Source organism: Streptodolium elevatio, assembly GCF_040649515.1.
Taxonomy (GTDB): Bacteria; Actinomycetota; Actinomycetes; order Streptomycetales; family Streptomycetaceae; genus Yinghuangia; species Yinghuangia elevatio.
On sequence record NZ_JBEZFP010000037.1, the window covers coordinates 51,886 to 69,175 of the forward strand.

Annotated in this window: 17 protein-coding genes; 13 read left to right on the forward strand and 4 right to left on the reverse strand. The window is 72.5% G+C overall.

Going from position 1 to position 17,290, the window contains the following annotated elements; translation table 11 throughout:
* Positions 1-6: 6 nt before the first annotated feature.
* The gene (locus tag AB0C36_RS16710; protein WP_358354536.1) at positions 7-810 is read right to left on the reverse strand and encodes an NAD-dependent epimerase/dehydratase family protein; all 804 of its coding nucleotides are present in this window, start codon (positions 808-810) and stop codon (positions 7-9) included.
* 260 nt (positions 811-1,070) lie between these two features.
* On the opposite strand from AB0C36_RS16710, the gene AB0C36_RS16715 reads away from it, so the two are divergent.
* Positions 1,071-2,096, forward strand: coding sequence for an MDR family NADP-dependent oxidoreductase (locus tag AB0C36_RS16715; RefSeq protein ID WP_358354539.1), 1,026 nt, complete (start codon positions 1,071-1,073; stop codon positions 2,094-2,096).
* Positions 2,097-2,122: 26 nt separating this feature from the next.
* Entirely contained in the window at positions 2,123-2,518 is a 396-nt protein-coding gene (locus AB0C36_RS16720) for a MerR family transcriptional regulator (protein ID WP_358354541.1), read from the forward strand.
* A 293-nt stretch (positions 2,519-2,811) separates the two neighbouring features.
* Here the strand turns inward: AB0C36_RS16720 and AB0C36_RS16725 are convergent, their stop codons facing one another.
* Positions 2,812-4,041 carry an MFS transporter gene (locus AB0C36_RS16725; RefSeq protein ID WP_358354543.1) on the reverse strand — a complete coding sequence of 410 codons (1,230 nt, stop codon included), beginning with the start codon at positions 4,039-4,041 and terminating at the stop codon, positions 2,812-2,814.
* Positions 4,042-4,165: 124 nt separating this feature from the next.
* On the opposite strand from AB0C36_RS16725, the gene AB0C36_RS16730 reads away from it, so the two are divergent.
* Positions 4,166-4,723, forward strand: coding sequence for an ArsR/SmtB family transcription factor (locus AB0C36_RS16730; RefSeq protein WP_358354546.1), 558 nt, complete (start codon positions 4,166-4,168; stop codon positions 4,721-4,723).
* Positions 4,724-4,989: 266 nt separating this feature from the next.
* On the opposite strand, the gene AB0C36_RS16735 is transcribed toward AB0C36_RS16730, so the two are convergent.
* Positions 4,990-5,841 carry a class I SAM-dependent methyltransferase gene (locus tag AB0C36_RS16735; protein ID WP_358354549.1) on the reverse strand — a complete coding sequence of 284 codons (852 nt, stop codon included), beginning with the start codon at positions 5,839-5,841 and terminating at the stop codon, positions 4,990-4,992.
* Positions 5,842-6,395: 554 nt separating this feature from the next.
* Between AB0C36_RS16735 and AB0C36_RS16740 the strand changes: the two genes are divergently transcribed.
* From AB0C36_RS16740 to AB0C36_RS16760, 5 genes are all read left to right on the forward strand, one after another.
* Positions 6,396-6,650, forward strand: a complete 255-nt coding sequence (locus AB0C36_RS16740) for a hypothetical protein (protein ID WP_358354552.1) — start codon at positions 6,396-6,398, stop codon at positions 6,648-6,650.
* Between the two features lie 135 nt (positions 6,651-6,785).
* Positions 6,786-8,030, forward strand: a complete 1,245-nt coding sequence (locus AB0C36_RS16745; protein ID WP_358354555.1) for an FxsB family cyclophane-forming radical SAM/SPASM peptide maturase — start codon at positions 6,786-6,788, stop codon at positions 8,028-8,030.
* The gene (locus tag AB0C36_RS16750; RefSeq protein ID WP_358354558.1) at positions 8,027-8,932 is read left to right on the forward strand and encodes an AAC(3) family N-acetyltransferase; all 906 of its coding nucleotides are present in this window, start codon (positions 8,027-8,029) and stop codon (positions 8,930-8,932) included. The genes AB0C36_RS16745 and AB0C36_RS16750 overlap by 4 nt, the downstream gene beginning before the upstream one ends.
* Positions 8,933-9,093: 161 nt before the next feature.
* A complete protein-coding gene (locus AB0C36_RS16755) occupies positions 9,094-10,308 on the forward strand; it encodes a cytochrome P450 (RefSeq protein WP_358354561.1) in 1,215 nt (404 codons plus the stop codon).
* Positions 10,305-11,393, forward strand: a complete 1,089-nt coding sequence (locus tag AB0C36_RS16760) for an alpha-hydroxy acid oxidase (protein ID WP_358354564.1) — start codon at positions 10,305-10,307, stop codon at positions 11,391-11,393. Before AB0C36_RS16755 ends, AB0C36_RS16760 begins: the two co-directional genes overlap by 4 nt.
* 27 nt (positions 11,394-11,420) lie before the next feature.
* Here AB0C36_RS16760 and AB0C36_RS16765 read toward each other — a convergent pair whose 3' ends face one another.
* Entirely contained in the window at positions 11,421-12,056 is a 636-nt protein-coding gene (locus AB0C36_RS16765) for a TetR/AcrR family transcriptional regulator (RefSeq protein WP_358354567.1), read from the reverse strand.
* 323 nt (positions 12,057-12,379) lie between these two features.
* Here AB0C36_RS16765 and AB0C36_RS16770 point away from each other — a divergent pair, with 323 nt between their 5' ends.
* The 5 genes from AB0C36_RS16770 to AB0C36_RS16790 form a co-directional block, all read left to right on the forward strand.
* Positions 12,380-13,339, forward strand: a complete 960-nt coding sequence (locus tag AB0C36_RS16770; protein WP_358354570.1) for an MBL fold metallo-hydrolase — start codon at positions 12,380-12,382, stop codon at positions 13,337-13,339.
* Positions 13,318-15,174: an FAD-dependent monooxygenase gene (locus tag AB0C36_RS16775; protein WP_358354572.1), complete on the forward strand. Its 1,857-nt coding sequence runs from the start codon at positions 13,318-13,320 to the stop codon at positions 15,172-15,174. The genes AB0C36_RS16770 and AB0C36_RS16775 overlap by 22 nt, the downstream gene beginning before the upstream one ends.
* The gene (locus tag AB0C36_RS16780) at positions 15,171-16,349 is read left to right on the forward strand and encodes a thiolase family protein (RefSeq protein WP_358354575.1); all 1,179 of its coding nucleotides are present in this window, start codon (positions 15,171-15,173) and stop codon (positions 16,347-16,349) included. Before AB0C36_RS16775 ends, AB0C36_RS16780 begins: the two co-directional genes overlap by 4 nt.
* Before the next feature lie 109 nt (positions 16,350-16,458).
* Positions 16,459-16,860 (forward strand): Zn-ribbon domain-containing OB-fold protein, encoded by a 402-nt coding sequence (locus tag AB0C36_RS16785; protein ID WP_358354577.1) that lies wholly within the window; start codon positions 16,459-16,461, stop codon positions 16,858-16,860.
* A gap of 38 nt (positions 16,861-16,898) precedes the next feature.
* Positions 16,899-17,290, forward strand: a 392-nt coding sequence (locus tag AB0C36_RS16790; RefSeq protein ID WP_358354580.1) for an aldo/keto reductase, incomplete at its 3' end; no start/stop codon positions are given.

A 17,290-nucleotide genomic window follows, 5' to 3' on the forward strand; every position in this document is an offset into this window, starting at 1 on the left:
CGGCCGTCAGGGCCGAAGGTGCTTGAGTGTGAATTCGGGCAGGGCGTAGGCACCGCCCTGGGGTACCGCCGGGTCCACCGGTAGATCCGCCCCGGGGATGTCCGCGGCGTGTCGCTCGGCGTTGTCGACGGGGGCGTACGCCAGTTCCGACGGGTCGGGTAGTTCCCAGAAGCGGCGACTGTTGGCGGAGACGGCGTACGCGATGACGAAGCGGAGGGCGGGCGGCGCGGCCAGTGCCGCTCGGAAGTAGCCGACGGCGTCTCGCGGGCTCAGCCAGGTCGCCAGGTGCCGCGGTTCAGTCGGTACGGCCTCGAAGCTGCCGATGCGCAGACAGACGACGGACAGCCCGAACTTGTCGGCATAGAGCCGCCCGAGTGCCTCGACGGCTGCCTTGCTCACCCCGTACAGGCCGTCGGGGCGTACCGGTTCCTGCGGGCCGGTGAGGTGTCCGGTGGCGTAGAAGCCGGTCACGCGGTTGCTTCCGGCCAGCACCACCCGCTCGATCCCCGTGCGCCGTGCCGCCTCCAGGACATGGTGTGTGCCGAGCACGTTGGCTTCGAGCAGGTCCGCCATGGGCGCCTCGTCTGCCACACCACCCAGGTGGAGTACGCGGTCGGCTCCCGCCAGGGCCGACTCCACCGCGGCACCGTCCCGAAGGTCCACCGTATGCGTGACCTCGTTCTCGGCCTCCGGTTGAAGGGGGAGCCGGTCGAGCAGGATCAACCGTCCCGCCTCGCCCCGCAGCACTTCCCGAACCACCGAACCAATGGTGCCCGCCGCCCCCGTCACCGCGACCGTTCCCAGACTCATCGCGCCTCCACCGGTATGGACAACTCAGGCATCGTCGCGTTCGTTGTTCGACACATCAAGGGCGTGGTCACGTCCGCGATGGATCCTCGGCTGGCCCTGGCTCGTTGACACGGCACGATCCTCACCGGTCGCAGAGCGGTCGCCGCTCGCTTCAGCGGTGGGGTTGCCTTTGACGTGCGCGTCAGGGTTTAGCGTCTTCGCAGCGCCGCTGCCGGACCACGGTGTGGCGCGGCATGGCATACGTTCCGAGGAGTCCGCCGATGGCCTCGTCCCAGCCCCGCTCGTCCCGTGAAGTCCGACTCGTCAGGCAGCCGCAAGGCCTGCCCGTGGTCGAGGACCTGGCTGTCGCCGACGTCCCGCTCCGCGGCCCGGGGGCGGGAGAAGTCCTGGTCAAGAACCGTCACTTCCTGGTCTTTCCCGGGCTGCGGACGCTCATGGGTGACGAGACCGACGGCGTTCCGCTGCCTCCGCTTCGGGCAGGCGACACGCTGTTCGGACCGGCGGTGGGCGAGGTCGTCTCCGTCGGTGCGGGGGTGGCGTTGCGGCCGGGCGAGCTGGTCGTACACCTGGACGGCTGGCGTGAGTTCGCGCTGCTGCCTGCCGAACGCTGCGCCCCGGCCGGGGAATCGCTGCCGGATCCGGTCGCGCACCTGTCCACGGGGTCGGCGGCGTACGGCGCCCTCACTCGGCTGGCGCCCGTCCGGGAGGGCGACACGGTGTTCGTCAGCGGCGCGGCCGGGGCAACCGGCGTTCTCGCCGGCCAGATTGCCCGGCTGCTCGGGGCCGGACGCGTGGTGGGCAGTACAGGGTCGGCGGCGAAGGCCGCGCGACTACGCGAGGAATTCGGCTTCGACGCGGTCGTCGTACGTGGGTCCGGGCCGTTCGCCCGATTGCTCGCCGAGGCCGCGCCGGACGGCCTCGACGTCGTCGTGGACACCGTCGGCGGCGAGCAGTTGACCGCTGCGGTGGCCAACGTCCGTTCCGGCGCCCGGATCGCTTTGGTCGGCGCACTGGCGGGGCAGTTGTCCGGGGACCGGGCGGGCGGCAGCGCCCCGGCCGAGGTGGACAGTTACCGGCTGGTCGTGCAGGGCGTCACGGTCCGCGGCTATCGCGGTGCGGACCATCCCGACGTACCCGCCGAATGGGAGCGGCAGTTCGGGCAGTGGTTGCGCGAGGACCGGATCCGGTTCCCGTACGCCACCGTCGCGGGCATCGATCGCGCCCCCTCGGCGTTGCAGGAGTTGATCGAGGGCCGCCACTTCGGCACGGTCGTGGTGGCGCTCTGACGGAGTCGGACGCGAGGGAGCAGACGATGCGGATCGGGGACGCCGCCGCGGCAGCCGGGACGACGCCCCGGGCGCTGCGCTTCTACGAGGAGCGCGGCCTGCTCCCGCCGCCGGCCCGCAGCACCTCGGGACAGCGCGTGTACGACCTCACCGACGTCATACGCATACGGGCGGTCCGCGAACTGCTGGGACTCGGCCTCACCATCGAGGACGTCCGCGGCTTCGCCTCGCGACTGGACCTGTTCACCGAGACGGCAAAACCGCGCTGTTCCCCCGCCCCGGCGGCCCCCGACGGCTCGGCCGCCTCACCGGCGTCCGCAGCCGTCGCCCGCCGCCTCGCCGCACTCGACGCGGAGATCGACCGCCTTACCCGCCTCCGCGACCGCCTCGCCCACGCCGCCGGCGGTGGATCCGCACAATAGACGCGCCATCCACAAGGGACGCCGCGTCGTTTCGAAAGGTGACCAATTGCCGAACGCGGCCGAGATCATCTCTCGGCGGTGCGGCCGCGGTATGAAGATCGGGTAGGCGCGGTGGTGTTGGGGGGCGGAACCGCGACGTGGCGGAGCGAGGTGGATGCGGACACGAACCGCTCGTGGATCACGCGGGCCGGTCTGACAGTCCTCTGCGAGGAGTTGTCCCCGAAGGCGACACGCGGCACGTTCTGTTCCGGGCACGACGCTCCTGACGGCGCGCTCACCCGAGGCCCGGGGCTTCACCGCGCGGCAGGTTCGGGGGACTGGACGGGTTTCGGGAAGACGTCGGCAGGTGCGCGGGCTGCGTACGCGGCTGCGGCCAGGCCCAGAACTGCGGCACCTGCGACGACGAACCGGTGGTCGGCGGTGGCGATCAGTCCGGCGCCGGCCGCCGCGGTGAGTGCATTCGGGGCGAACATCAGCGTGGTTGCGGTCGCGGCGACGCGTCCGATCAGTGCCTCCGGGGTCTCGCGCTGGACCGCCGTCATCGCGGCGATCAGCACGCACGGCAGCCCGAGACCGATCAGCGCGCTGCCCGCCAGCGCCACTTCGACCGACGCGACGAGGCGCAGCGCGACGCCGACCGCGAACACGACGATTCCGGCCGCCGCGAACACTCCTTCCGGGAGCCTGCGCATCGTCGCCCCGGCGACGAGACCGGCGACGACCGAGCCGACGCCCTGGACGGCGTACAGCACGCCGACGAAGGCGGGCCCCCGGTGCAGTCCTTCGTCCGCGGCGGCGTAGATGGCGGCGCCGTTCAGTCCGGCGGCGGCCATCGTGAGGGCGCCCGCGAGGACAAGGCGGCGCGGTGCGGGGCGCTGCCGCAGGCCGCGTACGCCCTCCCGGGTCTCGTGCAGCCACCGCCTGCGCGCCTCCGGCCGCTTCGCCTCCTCGCCGGGCCGGACGAGCGCGAACACGCCCGCGGCGGCCACGAACGTCGCGGCGTCGAGGAGTACGACACCGTGCCCGCCGAACCGTACGAAGAGGCCCGCGCCGATCAGGGGCGCCAGCAGCTTCATGCCCTCGTTCGCCGACATCCGCAGACCGTTGAACTCGCCGCGCAGCTCGGCCCGAACGGTCGTGCCGACGAGGCCCGCCTCCGCCGCGTCGAGCAGCACGCCGCTCACGCCGTACAGGGTCATGACCGCGAAGACCACCCACACCTGGTCGGCGGACCGCACAGTCAGGAGGGTGATCAGTACGACCGCCATGGCGAGGTTGGTGCGGACCAGCAGCGTGCGGCGGCCGACCCGGTCCGCGGCGACCCCGATGAGCGGGCCGAACAGCGTGGCGGCCCACAGGCACACGCCGGTGAGCGCGGCCAGGCTGTTCGAATCGGTCAGCGACTTGACCCACACGCCGCTCACCAGGGCCATCGCCGACGTGCCGAAGCCGGACACGACGACGCCGGTGAGATAGAGCCCGGCGTCGCGGTCGCGCAGCACCCGGCTGACGGCCCAGGACACGGCACCTCCGATCACGCTCGCCGACTGCGTCGAGCCTGCCCGCCGATGACCGCCAAGTCAATGCTTGGAGGTCATCGGGGCGGCCCCCGGTCTCCCGCCGCGCGCGTGGTATTTACTGACGTGGGTGACCACCACGGACCCGGTTCTGCGCGCACTCGCCCACCCCACGCGGCTGCGCATGATGTCCCTGATGTGGGCGACACCCCTCTCCGCCGCCGAACTCGCCCGCGAACTGGACGTGTCCCAGGCCCTCGCCAGCCACCACCTGCGCACCCTGGACGCGGCGGGCCTCGTCGAACTCACCGAGACCCGCAGCCGTCGCGGCGGCATCGAGCGCCGCTATCAGGCGGCACGCGGCACGCCGCTCTCCGACAGCGGAACGGACACCGCAGCCGAGGGCGGCACGGCGCTCCTGGCCGAGACCCTCGCCCAGAACCTCCGGGCGCGGGCCGCCCGCCGTGCCCCCACCGGCCCGGGCGTCACCTCCGACGTCGAGGTGTGGCTGAGTCCCGAGGACTGGGAAATGCTCCGCGAAGAACTGGCGGCCATCGTGCTCCGCCTCCACGAGGCGGGGAAGGCACCGCACAGCGCAGGCGCCATCCCCATCGGCGGAACCGTCATGGCCTTCCCGCTGCGCGACGCCGAAGCGAAGCCGAACGAGACTTTCCCTAACGGGAGTTGAGCCCCGCGAGGCGGCACAACGCCGACACCGCCCCGCCATCGCCGGTCACCAAGCCCCCACCGAACCCGCCACGGCCAGGAAGAAGCGCACCCTGCCGCTGCGCGCTCGTCCGGGTACGTGAACTCCGGCCGCTGCGCCGAGCGCTCGCGTCCGCCGATCCGGTGCCGGCTCGCGCCACGCCGGATCATGAGAGTGAAGTCGCCGTCCGGGGAAGCGTGTTCAGTCCTGCGCGTAGCGCGTCCGGCGCCACCTCGTCGATCGGCAGCTCACGAGGCCTTCCGCCAGATGTGGACCTCGGTGGCGGGTTGGCGCTCGGAGAAGAGTTCGTCGGGGGAGGCGCGGCGGAGGAGGTTGCGCAGGTCCGCCTCGAACTCGGCTCGACGGTCGCCGAATTGGTGAGGGGCGGAGAGTGACATCGAGAACACACGGGCGACGATGTCGTCGCTGGAGCGTTCGAGGGGCTGACCGCCCGGGGCGATGTGGTGTTCCGGGCCGCGGAAGCCCGCTCGGGCGAAGACCGTCGCCTCGTCGTTCGGCGTGCCGTGCGGCAGCACGCCTCTGCCCGCCCGGCGGACCGGACCGAGGTAGTCCCTGACCAACTCCGTGACCGCCGCGTGTGGAATCGCCGGATGGGGGAGGCCTTCGACGGACGGCCGTTCCGCGGCGTCCTTGGGCTTCACGTCCGAGATGTGCAGGAGTACGCCGCCGGGCCGCAACATGTCCCGTACGGTCGCCGCCACCACATCGCGCCGCATCCAGTGGAACGACTGGCCGAAGGAGGCAGCCGTGAACGTACCGAGGCCCGCGGGCACTTCCTCGGCACGGGCCCGGGTCCACGACGCCTTGTCCGCGACCCCGGCCTCCTCCGCCCACCGCCGTGCCTCGGCGATCATTCCGGGGTCGGGGTCGACACCGGCGACCTCGCCGAACAGATGCGCGAGGCCCACAGCGAGCGTCCCCGGCCCGCAGCCCACGTCGAGCAAGCGGCCCCGGCCGTCGAGGCGCAGCACGTCGGCGAGCATGTCCGCCAGGCCCGGGGCGTACGGCAGGCGCCCACGCCGGTAGTACTGGGCGGTGCCCGCGAACAACGTCTCGTCCCACTGCCATTCAGTAGCCATGTCCACCTGCCGCGTCGAGAGTGTTGAGGACGCCGAAAGCGTCGCGGCGGCGGTCGGCCGCGCGCCTTTCGGAACCTACAACCGCCCTGGCGCCCTCAGGTTCCGATCGGTTTGCGCGTGACGACGGTCATCACCGCGTCCGCCAACCCGGTGAAAGGCAGCATCTCGAGTCGGCCGTCGATCTCCGCGATGGCCACCACGAAGAGCGCCTCCCAGACCGACGTCAGCAGTTCGAGTGACCGCCAGGGGTCGCGCAGCCACTGCCGAAAGCTCCCGTCCGCACACGGTGCCTTTGCAGGTGAGGCGAGATCGGGATGATTCGCGTACGAACCCGCCGGCGAGCCCGCGGACGGCGCCGCCGAGGGATCCCGAGCCGGGTGAACTTACCGGCGGGCAAAGGTTTCTCGGTGCACCCCGAGCGCCGGTTGGCTGTCCCCGGGGCGCGGGGGAGTGTCCGTTGAACGCGACGGGGCCGATCCGTGGTCGAACCTGCGAATCCTGCAACTACCGTACGAACGCCACAGCTCGACGGACAGCCGAACAGGGAGTCGCACATGCCTTACACCACAACGGTATTGGGCCAGATGGAGACGGTCGGCCGGGCTCGTCCCGCCGCCTGCTCAGCCGACTCGCCGCTCGGCCGGGCACTGAGCCGGGCAGGCGAAGGAGCGGGCGCGGCGGGCGGCTTCAACAGCTTCGTCTCAGGTGGCTTCAACAGCTTCGTCCCCAAGGGCTTCAACAGCTACGTGCCCAAGGGGTTCAACAGCTTCGTGTCCGGGGGCTTCAACAGCTACGTCGGCAAGAGCTGACGACTGCCGGTCTGCGGGTCTGCTAGACGCGGCAGCGACACGCAAAGTCCGCCGTCCCGCTGCCCTGTTCCCGGTTCACTGGCCCGGCCGCCGACGCGCGGCCGGGCTCGGCATGTGAGGTGAAAGGAGTACGGGGTGGAGCTGTTGCCCACTCCGGCGCGCGCACGAGCGAGCGCCGAATGGCCGGCGAACCTCCCGTCGCACCGGACCTTCGGCGCATTGTGGCGGCTGGTTCCCCTGCGGCACTTCGTTGTGAAGGTGCACAGCCGCTGCAACCTGTCCTGTGACTACTGCTATCTGTACGAGATGGCCGACCAGTCCTGGCGTGGGGCCAGCAAGGCGATGTCGCCGGAGGTCGCCGAGCGCACCGCGTACCGGATCGGCGAACACGCGCGTGAGCACCATCTGGACAGCGTGACGGTGATCGTGCACGGCGGCGAGCCGATGCTGGCGGGCATGGGGCTGATCGGCCGGCTGGCCGAGACGGTGCGCCGGGAAGTCCCGGAGTACACACGTGTAGCGCTGGCGATCCAGACGAACGGCCTGATGCTGGACGACGCGAGCCTGGACGCGCTGCACGCGCTCGGCATTTCCGTCGGTGTGAGTCTGGACGGCGGCGAGGCCGCGAACGACCGGCATCGGCGCTACGCCGACGGCCGGGGCAGCCATGCCGCGGTGGCGGAGGCCATCGACCGGCTCCGGGACCCCTCCCGGCCGGGTTTGTACGGCGGTCTGTTGTGCACGATCGACCTGGCCAACGATCCGGTGGAGGTCTACGAGGCGCTGCTCTCGCACGCCCCGCCCGCCATGGACTTCCTTCTTCCGCACGGAAGTTGGGACACGCCGCCGCCGGGGCGGGACGCCGACCCGTCGACCGCGCCGTACGGGGACTGGCTGGCCGCCGCGTTCGACCGCTGGTACGACGTGGAGCAGGCGGAAACGAGTGTGCGCCTCTTCGAGGACACCCTCGCGCTGCTGCTGGGCGGCCCCAGCAGCTCCGAGCAGCTCGGCCCGGGCCCGGCCACCGTGGTGGTCGTCGACACCGACGGCATGATCGAGCAGGTGGACACGCTCAAGGCCGTGTACGACGGCGCGGCCGTCACCGGCATGTCGGTGGGCTCCCACTCGTTCGACGACGCGCTGCGCCACCCGTCGATGGCGGCACGGCAGTTGGGGCTCGCCGGCCTCGGCGCGACGTGCCGGGCCTGTCAGGTGCGCGACGTCTGCGGCGGCGGGTACTTCACCCACCGCCACCGCGCGGGGACGGGGTTCGGCGGCCCGTCCGTGTACTGCCCGGATCTGATCCGGTTCATCGAGCACGTACGCGGCCGTGTGGCCGCGGATCTGGTGGGGGCACGTAACGTGGAGGGAATGGCGTGAGTTCGGGAATCGGCGGCGGAGACTCGCGGCTGGTGGAGGCGGCCTTCGGCTCCCGGATCGACGTGGCGACGCCCAAGCCCCCGGAGGCTCGGCCGTGGCTGGTCAGGGAACTGGTCGGGATGCTCCGGGACATCGGGGTCGTCGCGGGCGACGTCCTGATGGTGCACAGCACACTGCGGGGCGTCGGCCCGGTGGAGGGCGGCGCGCAGGGGGTGCTCGCGGCCCTGCTGGAAGCGGTCGGCCCGTGCGGCACGCTGGTGATGCCGGCCTACACCGAGGAGAACTCCGACACGTCGTGGGCGTTCCTGCGCGCGACGGACGGGCTCAGCGAGTCGGAGCGGGAGGCGTACAAGCGCGCGATGCCGCCGTTCGATCCGATGTGGACGGCCGCGTCGCGGACCATGGGGGCGTTGCCGGAAGTGCTCCGCCGGACCCCGGGGGCGGTCCGCAGCTCGCATCCGCAGGCGTCGTTCGCGGCGATCGGGCTGCTGGCGGACGGCATCATGCGTCACCACAATCCGGCGTCGCACTTCGGTGAGCAGTCGCCGCTGGCCCGGCTCTACTCGCTGCCGGACGCGAAGGTGCTGATGCTGGGCACGGCATTCGTGACCTTCAGCGCGTTCCATCTGGCGGAGTACCTCCAGCCCAAGCTGGCCACCCGGCAGTACCGGTGTGTGATTCCGGACGGGCTGGGGCGTGCGATGTGGTTCACGTACGAGGACGTGGTCCTGGACCTGCGCGACTTCGACCGGATCGGCGCCGCGATGCTGGAGCACCTGGCGACGGGCGAGGGGTACATCGGTTCCGCCCGGTCGCTGCTCGTGCCCCTGGCACCGGCGGTAGCCTTCGGCATCGACTGGATGGCCCGCAACCGAGCGGACGGCCAGGCGGCGGTGGCCTGACAGGTCTTTTCGAGATCCGCGAATCCGCGCCGTCCCGGGCGGGTTTGCGGATCTCGACGTGTTGGCCGGCAAACCTTGAAGGTTGCGGGGCGGACGGCTATCGTCCCGGGCGGTACGAACGATCGTTAGTCCGATTTGTCGTCAAGCCCCGGGAGCCGGCCATGGCCACCGACCACCGCCCCTCGCCCCCGCCGGGTGCCGACCCGCTCGCGGGCGACCTCGCCGCCAGGTACCAGGGGATGGCCGACGTACGCGCGGGCGCGGGGCACGTCGCCACCGCCATGGGCCGCTACTTCGCCACCGAGGAAGCCGTACGCCAAGGGCTCCGCGAAGTCGACCGGTTCGTCGGCTCGATGGTCGACACCTCCGCCCTCCCCCCGGACGAAGTGATCCTGCCCGCGGTGCCGGAGCCCGAACACGGCCGCCTGCGCGCCATCGTCAACTCGGTGATAGCCGCCCGCCACCTCGACGGCGTCCTCCCGTTCATCCGCGACACCTCCGCCGAACTGGTGGCGGCCGCCCTCGCCGCGGCGTCCGACGGCCGCCCCGTCGACCTGGTCGAGGCACTCGCCGACCCGCTGCCCACCGTGGTGATCGCCCACGTGCTCGGGGTGTCGCCGGACGACCGGGACCGCTTCCGGCAGTGGTCCGACGAACTCCTCGCCGCCCAGGGCCGCGGCGCCGACGGCGATCTCGCCCGGACGCACCCCGAGTTCGCCGCGTACGTGCAACGCGAGATCGACAGCCGACGGGCCGCCGCGGACCCGCCCGACGACGTCATCACCCGACTGATCCACGGCGAAACCGCCGACGGCGCACGGCTGTCCGACGCCGCCGTGCGCACCCAGACCATGTTCCTGATCGTCGCGGGCAACGAGACCACCCGGAACCTGATCGGCAACTGCCTGCGCACGCTCGCCGAACGGCCCGACATGTACGCCGCGGTCCGCGCCGACCGCGCGCTCGTGGACGTCGTCGTCGAGGAGTCGCTGCGGCACGACTCGCCCGTCCAGATCCTGGCCCGCCAGGCGCTGGCCGACGGGTCACTCGGCGGATGCCCCGTGGCCGGCGGCGAACGCGTCGTCTTCGGCATCGCCTCCGCCAACCGCGACGCGTCGCGGCACGCCGACGCCGACACCTTCCGGCTCGACCGCCCCTACCCCCGCGACCACCTGGCCTTCGGCACCGGTGCACACGTGTGCCCGGGCGCCGCGCTGGCCCGCGCCGAGGCGACCGCGATTCTCCACGAGCTCTGCGAGCGGGTCGAATCCCTGGTACTCGCCCCGGACTTCGTGCCCCGGCCCAACCCGGTCTTCTGGGCGCTCGGGCAGCGCTCCCTGCCGTGCGTGGTGACGCCTGCGGGTGGCGCCGGGTGAGCGCCGTCGGCCCTGAAGCTCCCGACCTCTCGGCGGCGCGGCGGCACGCGGCCGCGGCCGTGTTGGACGCGGGCACGCTCGCGTACATCGACGGCGGCAGTGGGCTGGAGGAGACGCTGCGGGCGAACACCGCCGCGTGGCGCCGACTCGCCCTGCAACCACGCGTGTTGCGCGACATGACGGTAGTGGAGACCGCCACGACGCTGCTCGGCGCGCCGGTAGCCGCTCCCGTCGCGCTCGCACCCACCGCGATGCACCTGCTTGCCGACCCGGAGGGCGAAGCCGCCACCGCCCGCGCCGCCGAACGGACCGGCACGCTGCTGGTCGCGTCCCAGGCGGCGAACCGCTCCTGGCAGGAGATCGCCGACGCGGCCCCCGGTGCCCTGCGCTGGACCCAGATGTACATGCTGCGAGACCGCGGCCTCACCCGCGAACTCGCGGCCTACGCAAAGGATTCCGGCAGCCGCGCGATCGTCCTGTGCGTCGACGGTGTGGCACTGCCGCGCAGATCCCGCATGGACGGGAACGCCTTCGTGCCACCGGACGGCATGCCGTTCCCCAACCTCGCACCCGCCTCGGCCCGTGGCCGAGGGGTGGAACTAGGCGCCGCGGTGTCGGCGTTCGACCCCGCGGTGACCTTCGCCGACCTGGCCCTCGTCAAGGAGTGGTCGGGACTGCCCCTGGTCGTCAAGGGGGTGCTGCACGCCCGCGACGCGGTGGAGTGTGTGGACGCCGGCGCGGACGCCATCGCGGTCTCCAACCACGGCGGCCGGCAACTCGACGGCTGCGTGGCCACGGCCGACGTCCTGGCCGAGATCGCGGACGCGGTGGGCGCGCGGGCCGAGGTCTACGTCGACGGAGGCATCCGTACCGGGCCCGATGTCGTCAAGGCGCTCGCGCTGGGAGCGCGCGCCGCCTTCGTCGGCCGCCCGGCGCTGTGGGCGTTGGCCGCGGGCGGCACCGAGGGGCTGGCTTCGTACCTGGGGGAACTGCAGGAAGACGTACGCCGCACGCTCGCGTTCTGCGGCTGCACGTCCCCGGATGCCGTCCGCGGCGACCACGTGCGGCTGCGCCCGGGCCCGTGAAGTCTCCGCCGGCTGAGCCGACCGCGCTCAACCGCGCGGGCGGAGACCGTCCAGAAGCAGGGTGACGAGCGTCTCCGCCCCTGAGGGCGAGGCAGCCGAAGCGGTATCGGTCCCGGCCTCGGCCGACGGCGCCGCTGACGCGTCCGGGGCGTCGAAGCGCCGGTCCAGCGACCCGTGCAGCGCGCTGAAGACCACGCGCAGCACCTCGCCTGGGTCGAGCCCGCCGCGCAGCGACCCGTCGGCGATCCCGGCCGCGAGCACGTCCGCCCACAGCGCCCGCCCGGCGTCGCGGCGGGCGACGACCGCGGTGAGCTCCGGCGTCCGCCGGATGTACGTCCAACTGTTCGACAGCGTCAGGAACTCGTCGGGGTACATCCCGGCCACGCCCAGACTCGCCCGGATCATGGCCGCGAGCCGGGTGCCCCCGTCGCCCGGCCCGCCCGCCTCGTCCGGAAGCACCCGGTCCAGGGCGTCCAGGTAGCGGCCGACGATGTGCAGCAACATGTCGTTCTTGTCGCTCACGTGGTTGTAGAGCGACGACGGCCGCATCCCGCACGCGTCGGCGATGTCGCGGACGGACGTGCCGTGGAACCCGCGCTCCGCGAACAGCGCCGCGGCGGTCTGGAGCACCCGGTCGCGGGCGGAGGTCTGGGTACGCGTCACCCCTCCATCATCCCGGCTCGCCAACCGCGGCCCACCGTCGGCCCGCCGCGGTTGCCCTGCCGGGGTGCTCTGCCGCGGTTGCCTTGTCGGCGGTTCCCTTGTCGGCGGCTGCCCTGCCGTGGTTGCCCTGCCGCGCCGGACCCCTCGCAGGCGCTCGACCGCCGCGGCCTCCCGCACCCGCAGCCACGCGGTCCGCCGAACGGCCGCCGACCGTTCGGCGGACCGCGGCCATCAGGAACCATGGCCAAGTACGGCGTTGGGTAGGAGCACAGGGCGAGAGCCGCCTATCACCGCAGAATGCCCACGCCGAGGAGTGCCCGCCCATGAGCAAGCCGTTCGCGTCGTCCGCCGACCTCGGCGAGAAGCAGCGCACGCTGGAGGTGCTCGCCGACGGCGTCTACGCGCTGACCGCCGAAGGGGATCCCAACGTCGGCGCGATCGAGGCCGACGACTTCGTCGTGTGCTTCGACGCGCTCGCGACCCCGGTCGCCGCCCGCGAATGGCTCGCGATGCTGCGCGAGCACACCGACAAGCCGGTGGGCTTCGTGGTCCTCTCCCACTACCACGCGGTCCGCACGCTCGGCGCAAGCGCGTTCGACGCCAAGGTCGTCCTCGCGCACCGGAACACCCGGGACCTGATCGACGAACGAGGCAGGCAGGACTGGGAGTCCGAGTACGCCCGCATGCCGCGCCTGTTCAAGGAACCCGGGTCGATCCCGGGACTCACCCGGCCCAACCTCACCTTCGCCGACAACTTCACCATCGGCCGCGGCGTCGGGCGGGGGCCCCTCGTCCTCGAATACTGCGGACGCGGGCACACCGAAGGCGACATCGTCGCGTGGCTGCCCGAGGAGCGCATCCTGTTCGCCGGCGACCTCGTGGAATCACAGGCGGCGCTCTACACGGGAGACGCCTTCCATCGTGACTGGGCGACCGAAACCCTGGACAGGGTCGCCGACTTCCCGGCCGAGACACTGGTCGGCGGACGCGGCGCGGTCGCCCGCGGGCGTCCCGCCGTCGAAGCGGCGGTCGCCCAGACCCGGCACTTCCTCGACGTCATGATCGAACTCGTCGACGGCGTACGCCGCGAAGGCGGCACGCTCAAGGACGCGTTCACCGCGGTGCATCGCGAACTCGCCCCGCAGTACGGCCGCTGGCCGATCTTCGAGCACTGCCTCCCGTTCGACGTGTCCCGCCTCTGGGACGAACTGTCCGGCATCGAGCGACCCCGCATCTGGACCGCCGAGCGCGACCGCGAGGTGTGGGCGGCACTCCAGGACTGAAACCGCGCGACACGAACCGGTCCGCGAACTGTCGGCCGTCCCCCGGGAACCGGCCGACAGGCGGACCCGCCGACGAGGAGGCACGTACATCCATGCCGGAACCCCTGATCGTCATCGGCGCCGGTCCCGTGGGCCAGACGGCGGCGCTGCTGCTCGCGCGGCGGGGCCTGCCGGTGATCATGCTCGACCGGCGTACCGCACGCGACGCCGCCGGGTCCAAGGCCATCTGCCAGCAGCGCGATGTCCTCGACATCTGGGCCTCGGTGGGCGCCGAGGCCATCGCGGACGAGGGCGTCACCTGGACCACCGCCCGCACGTACTACCGCGAACAGGAGCTGTTCTCCTGGACGTTCGCCGAACGCGGACACTCGCCGCTGCCGCCGTTCGTCAACATCTCGCAGAGCCGCACCGAAGAGCTCCTGGACGCGTGCATCGCCGCCGACCCGCGCATCGAGGTGCGGTGGGCGCACGAGGTCGTCGCACTCGACCAGGAACCCGGCAACGGCCCCGGCGTCGGCGGTGCCGGTGGCACCGGCCCCGGCTCCGGCAGCGGTGAAGGGAGGCGCGGCGTCACCGTGACCTGCGCCAACGGCGCTGTGCTGCACACCCCGTACGTCGTCGCGTGCCCCGGCGCGCGCGGTGCCGACGTACGCGCCGCTCTCGGCCTCGACTTCCCCGGCGAGACCTTCGACGACGAGTTCCTCATCTGCGACATCCGCACCGAACTGCCCGGCTGGGAACACGAACGGCGCTTCTGCTTCGACCCGCCGTGGAACCCGGGCCGCCAGGTGCTCATCCACCCCTGCCCCGACTCCGTGCACCGCATCGACTGGCAGGTGCCGCCCGGATTCGACCTCGCCGCGGAAGAGGCGGACGGCGGACTGGACCGGCGCATCCGCCGGATCGTGGGGGAGCGGCCGTACGAGCTGGTCTGGCGCTCGGTCTACCGCTTCCACTCCCGGCTCGTCGACCGCATGCGCGTCGGGCGCGTGCTCGTGGCCGGCGACGGCGCGCACCTGCTGGCCCCGTTCGGCGCACGCGGGCTCAACTCCGGCGTCGCCGACGTCGACAACGCCGCCTGGAAGCTGGCGTTCGTGCTGCGCGGATGGGCCGGGGAGGCGCTCCTCGACTCGTACCACGACGAACGCCACGCGGCCGCGCGCGAGAACGTCGACGTCACCGCCGCGACCATGCGGTTCCTCGTTCCGCACGGCCCCGACCAGGCCGAGCGCCGCCGCCGCACACTGGAAGCCGCCGCCGAGGACCCGCAGTCGGCCGCCGCGTCGATCGACTCCGGCCGGTTCGCCGAGCCCTTCTGGTACGCCGACTCGCCGCTCACCACCCCCGATCCGACCCGCCCCTGCGCGGGCCGCCCCGAGAAGGGGCGCGACTGCGTCCCCGGACCCGGCGTGATCGTCCCCGACGTCCCCGTCACCGTGGCCGGGCGCCCGGAGATCAGCCGCCTGCGGCAACTCGTGCGCGGAACCGGCCTGACCCTGCTCTGCGGCGGCCCACCCGACGACGCGGCAGCGGACGAACTGCGCCGCACCGCGGGCGATGTCACCCCCGCGCCGCTCACCGTCGCGAACATCGGTGCCCTCGACCCGACCGGCACCCTCGCCGAGGCGCTGGGCACCGGCGACGACGAAGCCTGGCTCATCCGCCCGGACGCGCACATCGCCGCCGTCGTCCCGGTCGCCGAACCGCCCGCCCTGGCCGCGGCACTGCGGCGCGTCCTGGCCCTCGGGCCACCGGAAACGCATGAGCGGGATCTGGGCCCGCCCGCCCGTCACCGCCACCGTCGCCGTCGTCGCCGAGGAGCCGAACCCGCATGAGCGCCATGCCGACCACCGCCGGGCGCCGCCCGGTCATCGCCGGGCTCGGGATCACCGAGATGGGCCGGATCCACGGCCGCACGGCCGCGCAGTTCGCCGCCGACGCGGTGCGCCGCGCCACCGCCGACGCCGGACTGCGCGTCCGCGACCTCGACGGGCTCCTCACCGGAGCCGGGCTGTCCGGCCGCTTCGGCGTCGGCCTGCAACGCGACCTCGGGCTGCGCGACCTGCGCCTGTTGACCGAGATGCAGGCGTTCGGCTCGACCGCCGGAGCCATGGTGCAGTACGCCTCGATGGCCGTGACGTCCGGCACCGCCGACGCCGTCGCCTGCGTGTTCGCGGACGCCCCGCTGCGCGAGCGCGCGTCGGCCGGTGCGGCGTACGCGCGCCCCAGGAGCCCGCGCGGCTGGCACGGCCTGGCCGCGGCCGGCGGCATCGTCGGCGCCAACCCCATGTACGCGCTGGCGGCACGGCGCCACATGGACGCGTACGGCACCACCAGCGAGCAGTTCGCCGAGATCGCCGTCGCCCAGCGCGCGTGGGCGACCGCGAACCCGCTCGCCCAAATGCGCGAGCCGATCACCCTGCGGGACCACCAGCAGTCCCGCATGATCGCCGACCCCTTCCGCCTCCTGGACTGCTGCCTGGTGACCAACGGCGGCATCGCGGTCGTGGTCACCTCCGCGGAACGCGCGGCTGACCTGCCGCGCCCGGCCGTGCACGTGCTCGGCTGGGGGCAGGGCCACCCGGGGCACGAGATGGGCCGGGGCAGCGACTTCGGCCTGGTGACGGGGGCGGCCACCTCGGGGCCCGCGGCGATGAAGATGGCGGGGATCACCCCGGCCGAGGTGACGGTGGCGGAACTGTATGACTGCTACACGTACACCGTTCTCGTCACCCTGGAGGACTACGGATTCTGCGCGAAGGGCGAGGGCGGCGCCTTCGTGTCGGGCGGAATCCTGGGCCCCGGCGGCTCGTTCGCGCTGAACACGGGAGGCGGCCAGCTTTCCGGGTACTACATGTGGGGAATGACCCCGCTCTCGGAGGGGATCATCCAGGCGCGCGGCGACGGCGGAGAACGCCAGGCGCCCGCGAACGACGTGGTCCTGGTGAGCGGCAACGGCGGCATCCTGGACCACCACTCGACGCTCGTCCTGAGCCCGCACCGCCCGTGAACCCCGTTACCTCCCAGTCCGTTTCCGTACGCGCAACCGCCCCCGCACCCGCCCCCGAAGCCACCCAACCCCCGAATCCGACCCCGCACCGCCGACCCGGAGCACGCACATGATCATCGGCATCACCCGACGGGACCCCGCCACGGAGGAATTCTTCGACGGCACCGCACGCGGCGAACTGCTCATCCGGCGCTGCTCCGAATGCGCCCACGGCAACGCGCCGCAGAACACCGCCTGCGCCCGCTGCGGCGGCGCCGACCTCGCCTGGACGCCCGCCCAGGGCACCGGCACGATCGCCTCCTGGACGGTCGTGCACGGCCGCCCGGCCGACGGTGAGGACGCCCCCGCTGTGGTGATCGCGATCGTCGAACTGACCGAAGGACCATGGCTGCACGCCCGCATCCTGGGAGCCGACCCGAGGGCCGTCGCCACCGGCCAGGAGGTCGTCGTCGACTTCGTCCAACCCGAAGGCGGCGAAGCCGTGCCGGTGTTCCGCCCACGCCGCCGATGAACCCGCGACCGCGGCCGATCACCCTCTAGGGTGGGCGGATGAAGTACGCGAAGCTCGGCAACACCGGCCTGGACGTGTCCGCGATCTGCATCGGCTGCATGAGTTTCGGCACCCCCGCGCGCGGCACGCACAACTGGACCCTCGACGAGGACGCGTCGCGCCCGCTGATCCGCCAGGCCGTCGAGGCGGGCGTCAATTTCTTCGACACCGCCAACATCTACTCGGACGGCACCAGCGAGGAGATCACCGGTCGGGCGCTCAAGGACTTCGCCCGCCGCGACGAGGTCGTCATCGCGACCAAAGTGCACGGCCCCATGCGCGGCGGACCGAACGCGGCCGGGCTGTCCCGCAAGGCGATCATGACGGAGATCGACAACAGCCTGCGGCGGCTGGGCACCGACTATGTGGACCTGTACCAGATCCACCGCTG

Bases quoted from the DNA above. Each gene is read 5' to 3' on its own strand.
- AB0C36_RS16710 (WP_358354536.1), bottom strand. From the start codon at position 810: ATGAGTCTGGGAACGGTCGCGGTGACGGGGGCGGCGGGCACCATTGGT.
- AB0C36_RS16715 (WP_358354539.1), top strand. From the start codon at position 1,071: ATGGCCTCGTCCCAGCCCCGCTCGTCCCGTGAAGTCCGACTCGTCAGG.
- AB0C36_RS16720 (WP_358354541.1), top strand. From the start codon at position 2,123: ATGCGGATCGGGGACGCCGCCGCGGCAGCCGGGACGACGCCCCGGGCG.
- AB0C36_RS16735 (WP_358354549.1), bottom strand. From the start codon at position 5,841: ATGGCTACTGAATGGCAGTGGGACGAGACGTTGTTCGCGGGCACCGCC.
- AB0C36_RS16740 (WP_358354552.1), top strand. From the start codon at position 6,396: ATGCCTTACACCACAACGGTATTGGGCCAGATGGAGACGGTCGGCCGG.
- AB0C36_RS16755 (WP_358354561.1), top strand. From the start codon at position 9,094: ATGGCCACCGACCACCGCCCCTCGCCCCCGCCGGGTGCCGACCCGCTC.
- AB0C36_RS16770 (WP_358354570.1), top strand. From the start codon at position 12,380: ATGAGCAAGCCGTTCGCGTCGTCCGCCGACCTCGGCGAGAAGCAGCGC.
- AB0C36_RS16780 (WP_358354575.1), top strand. From the start codon at position 15,171: ATGAGCGCCATGCCGACCACCGCCGGGCGCCGCCCGGTCATCGCCGGG.
- AB0C36_RS16785 (WP_358354577.1), top strand. From the start codon at position 16,459: ATGATCATCGGCATCACCCGACGGGACCCCGCCACGGAGGAATTCTTC.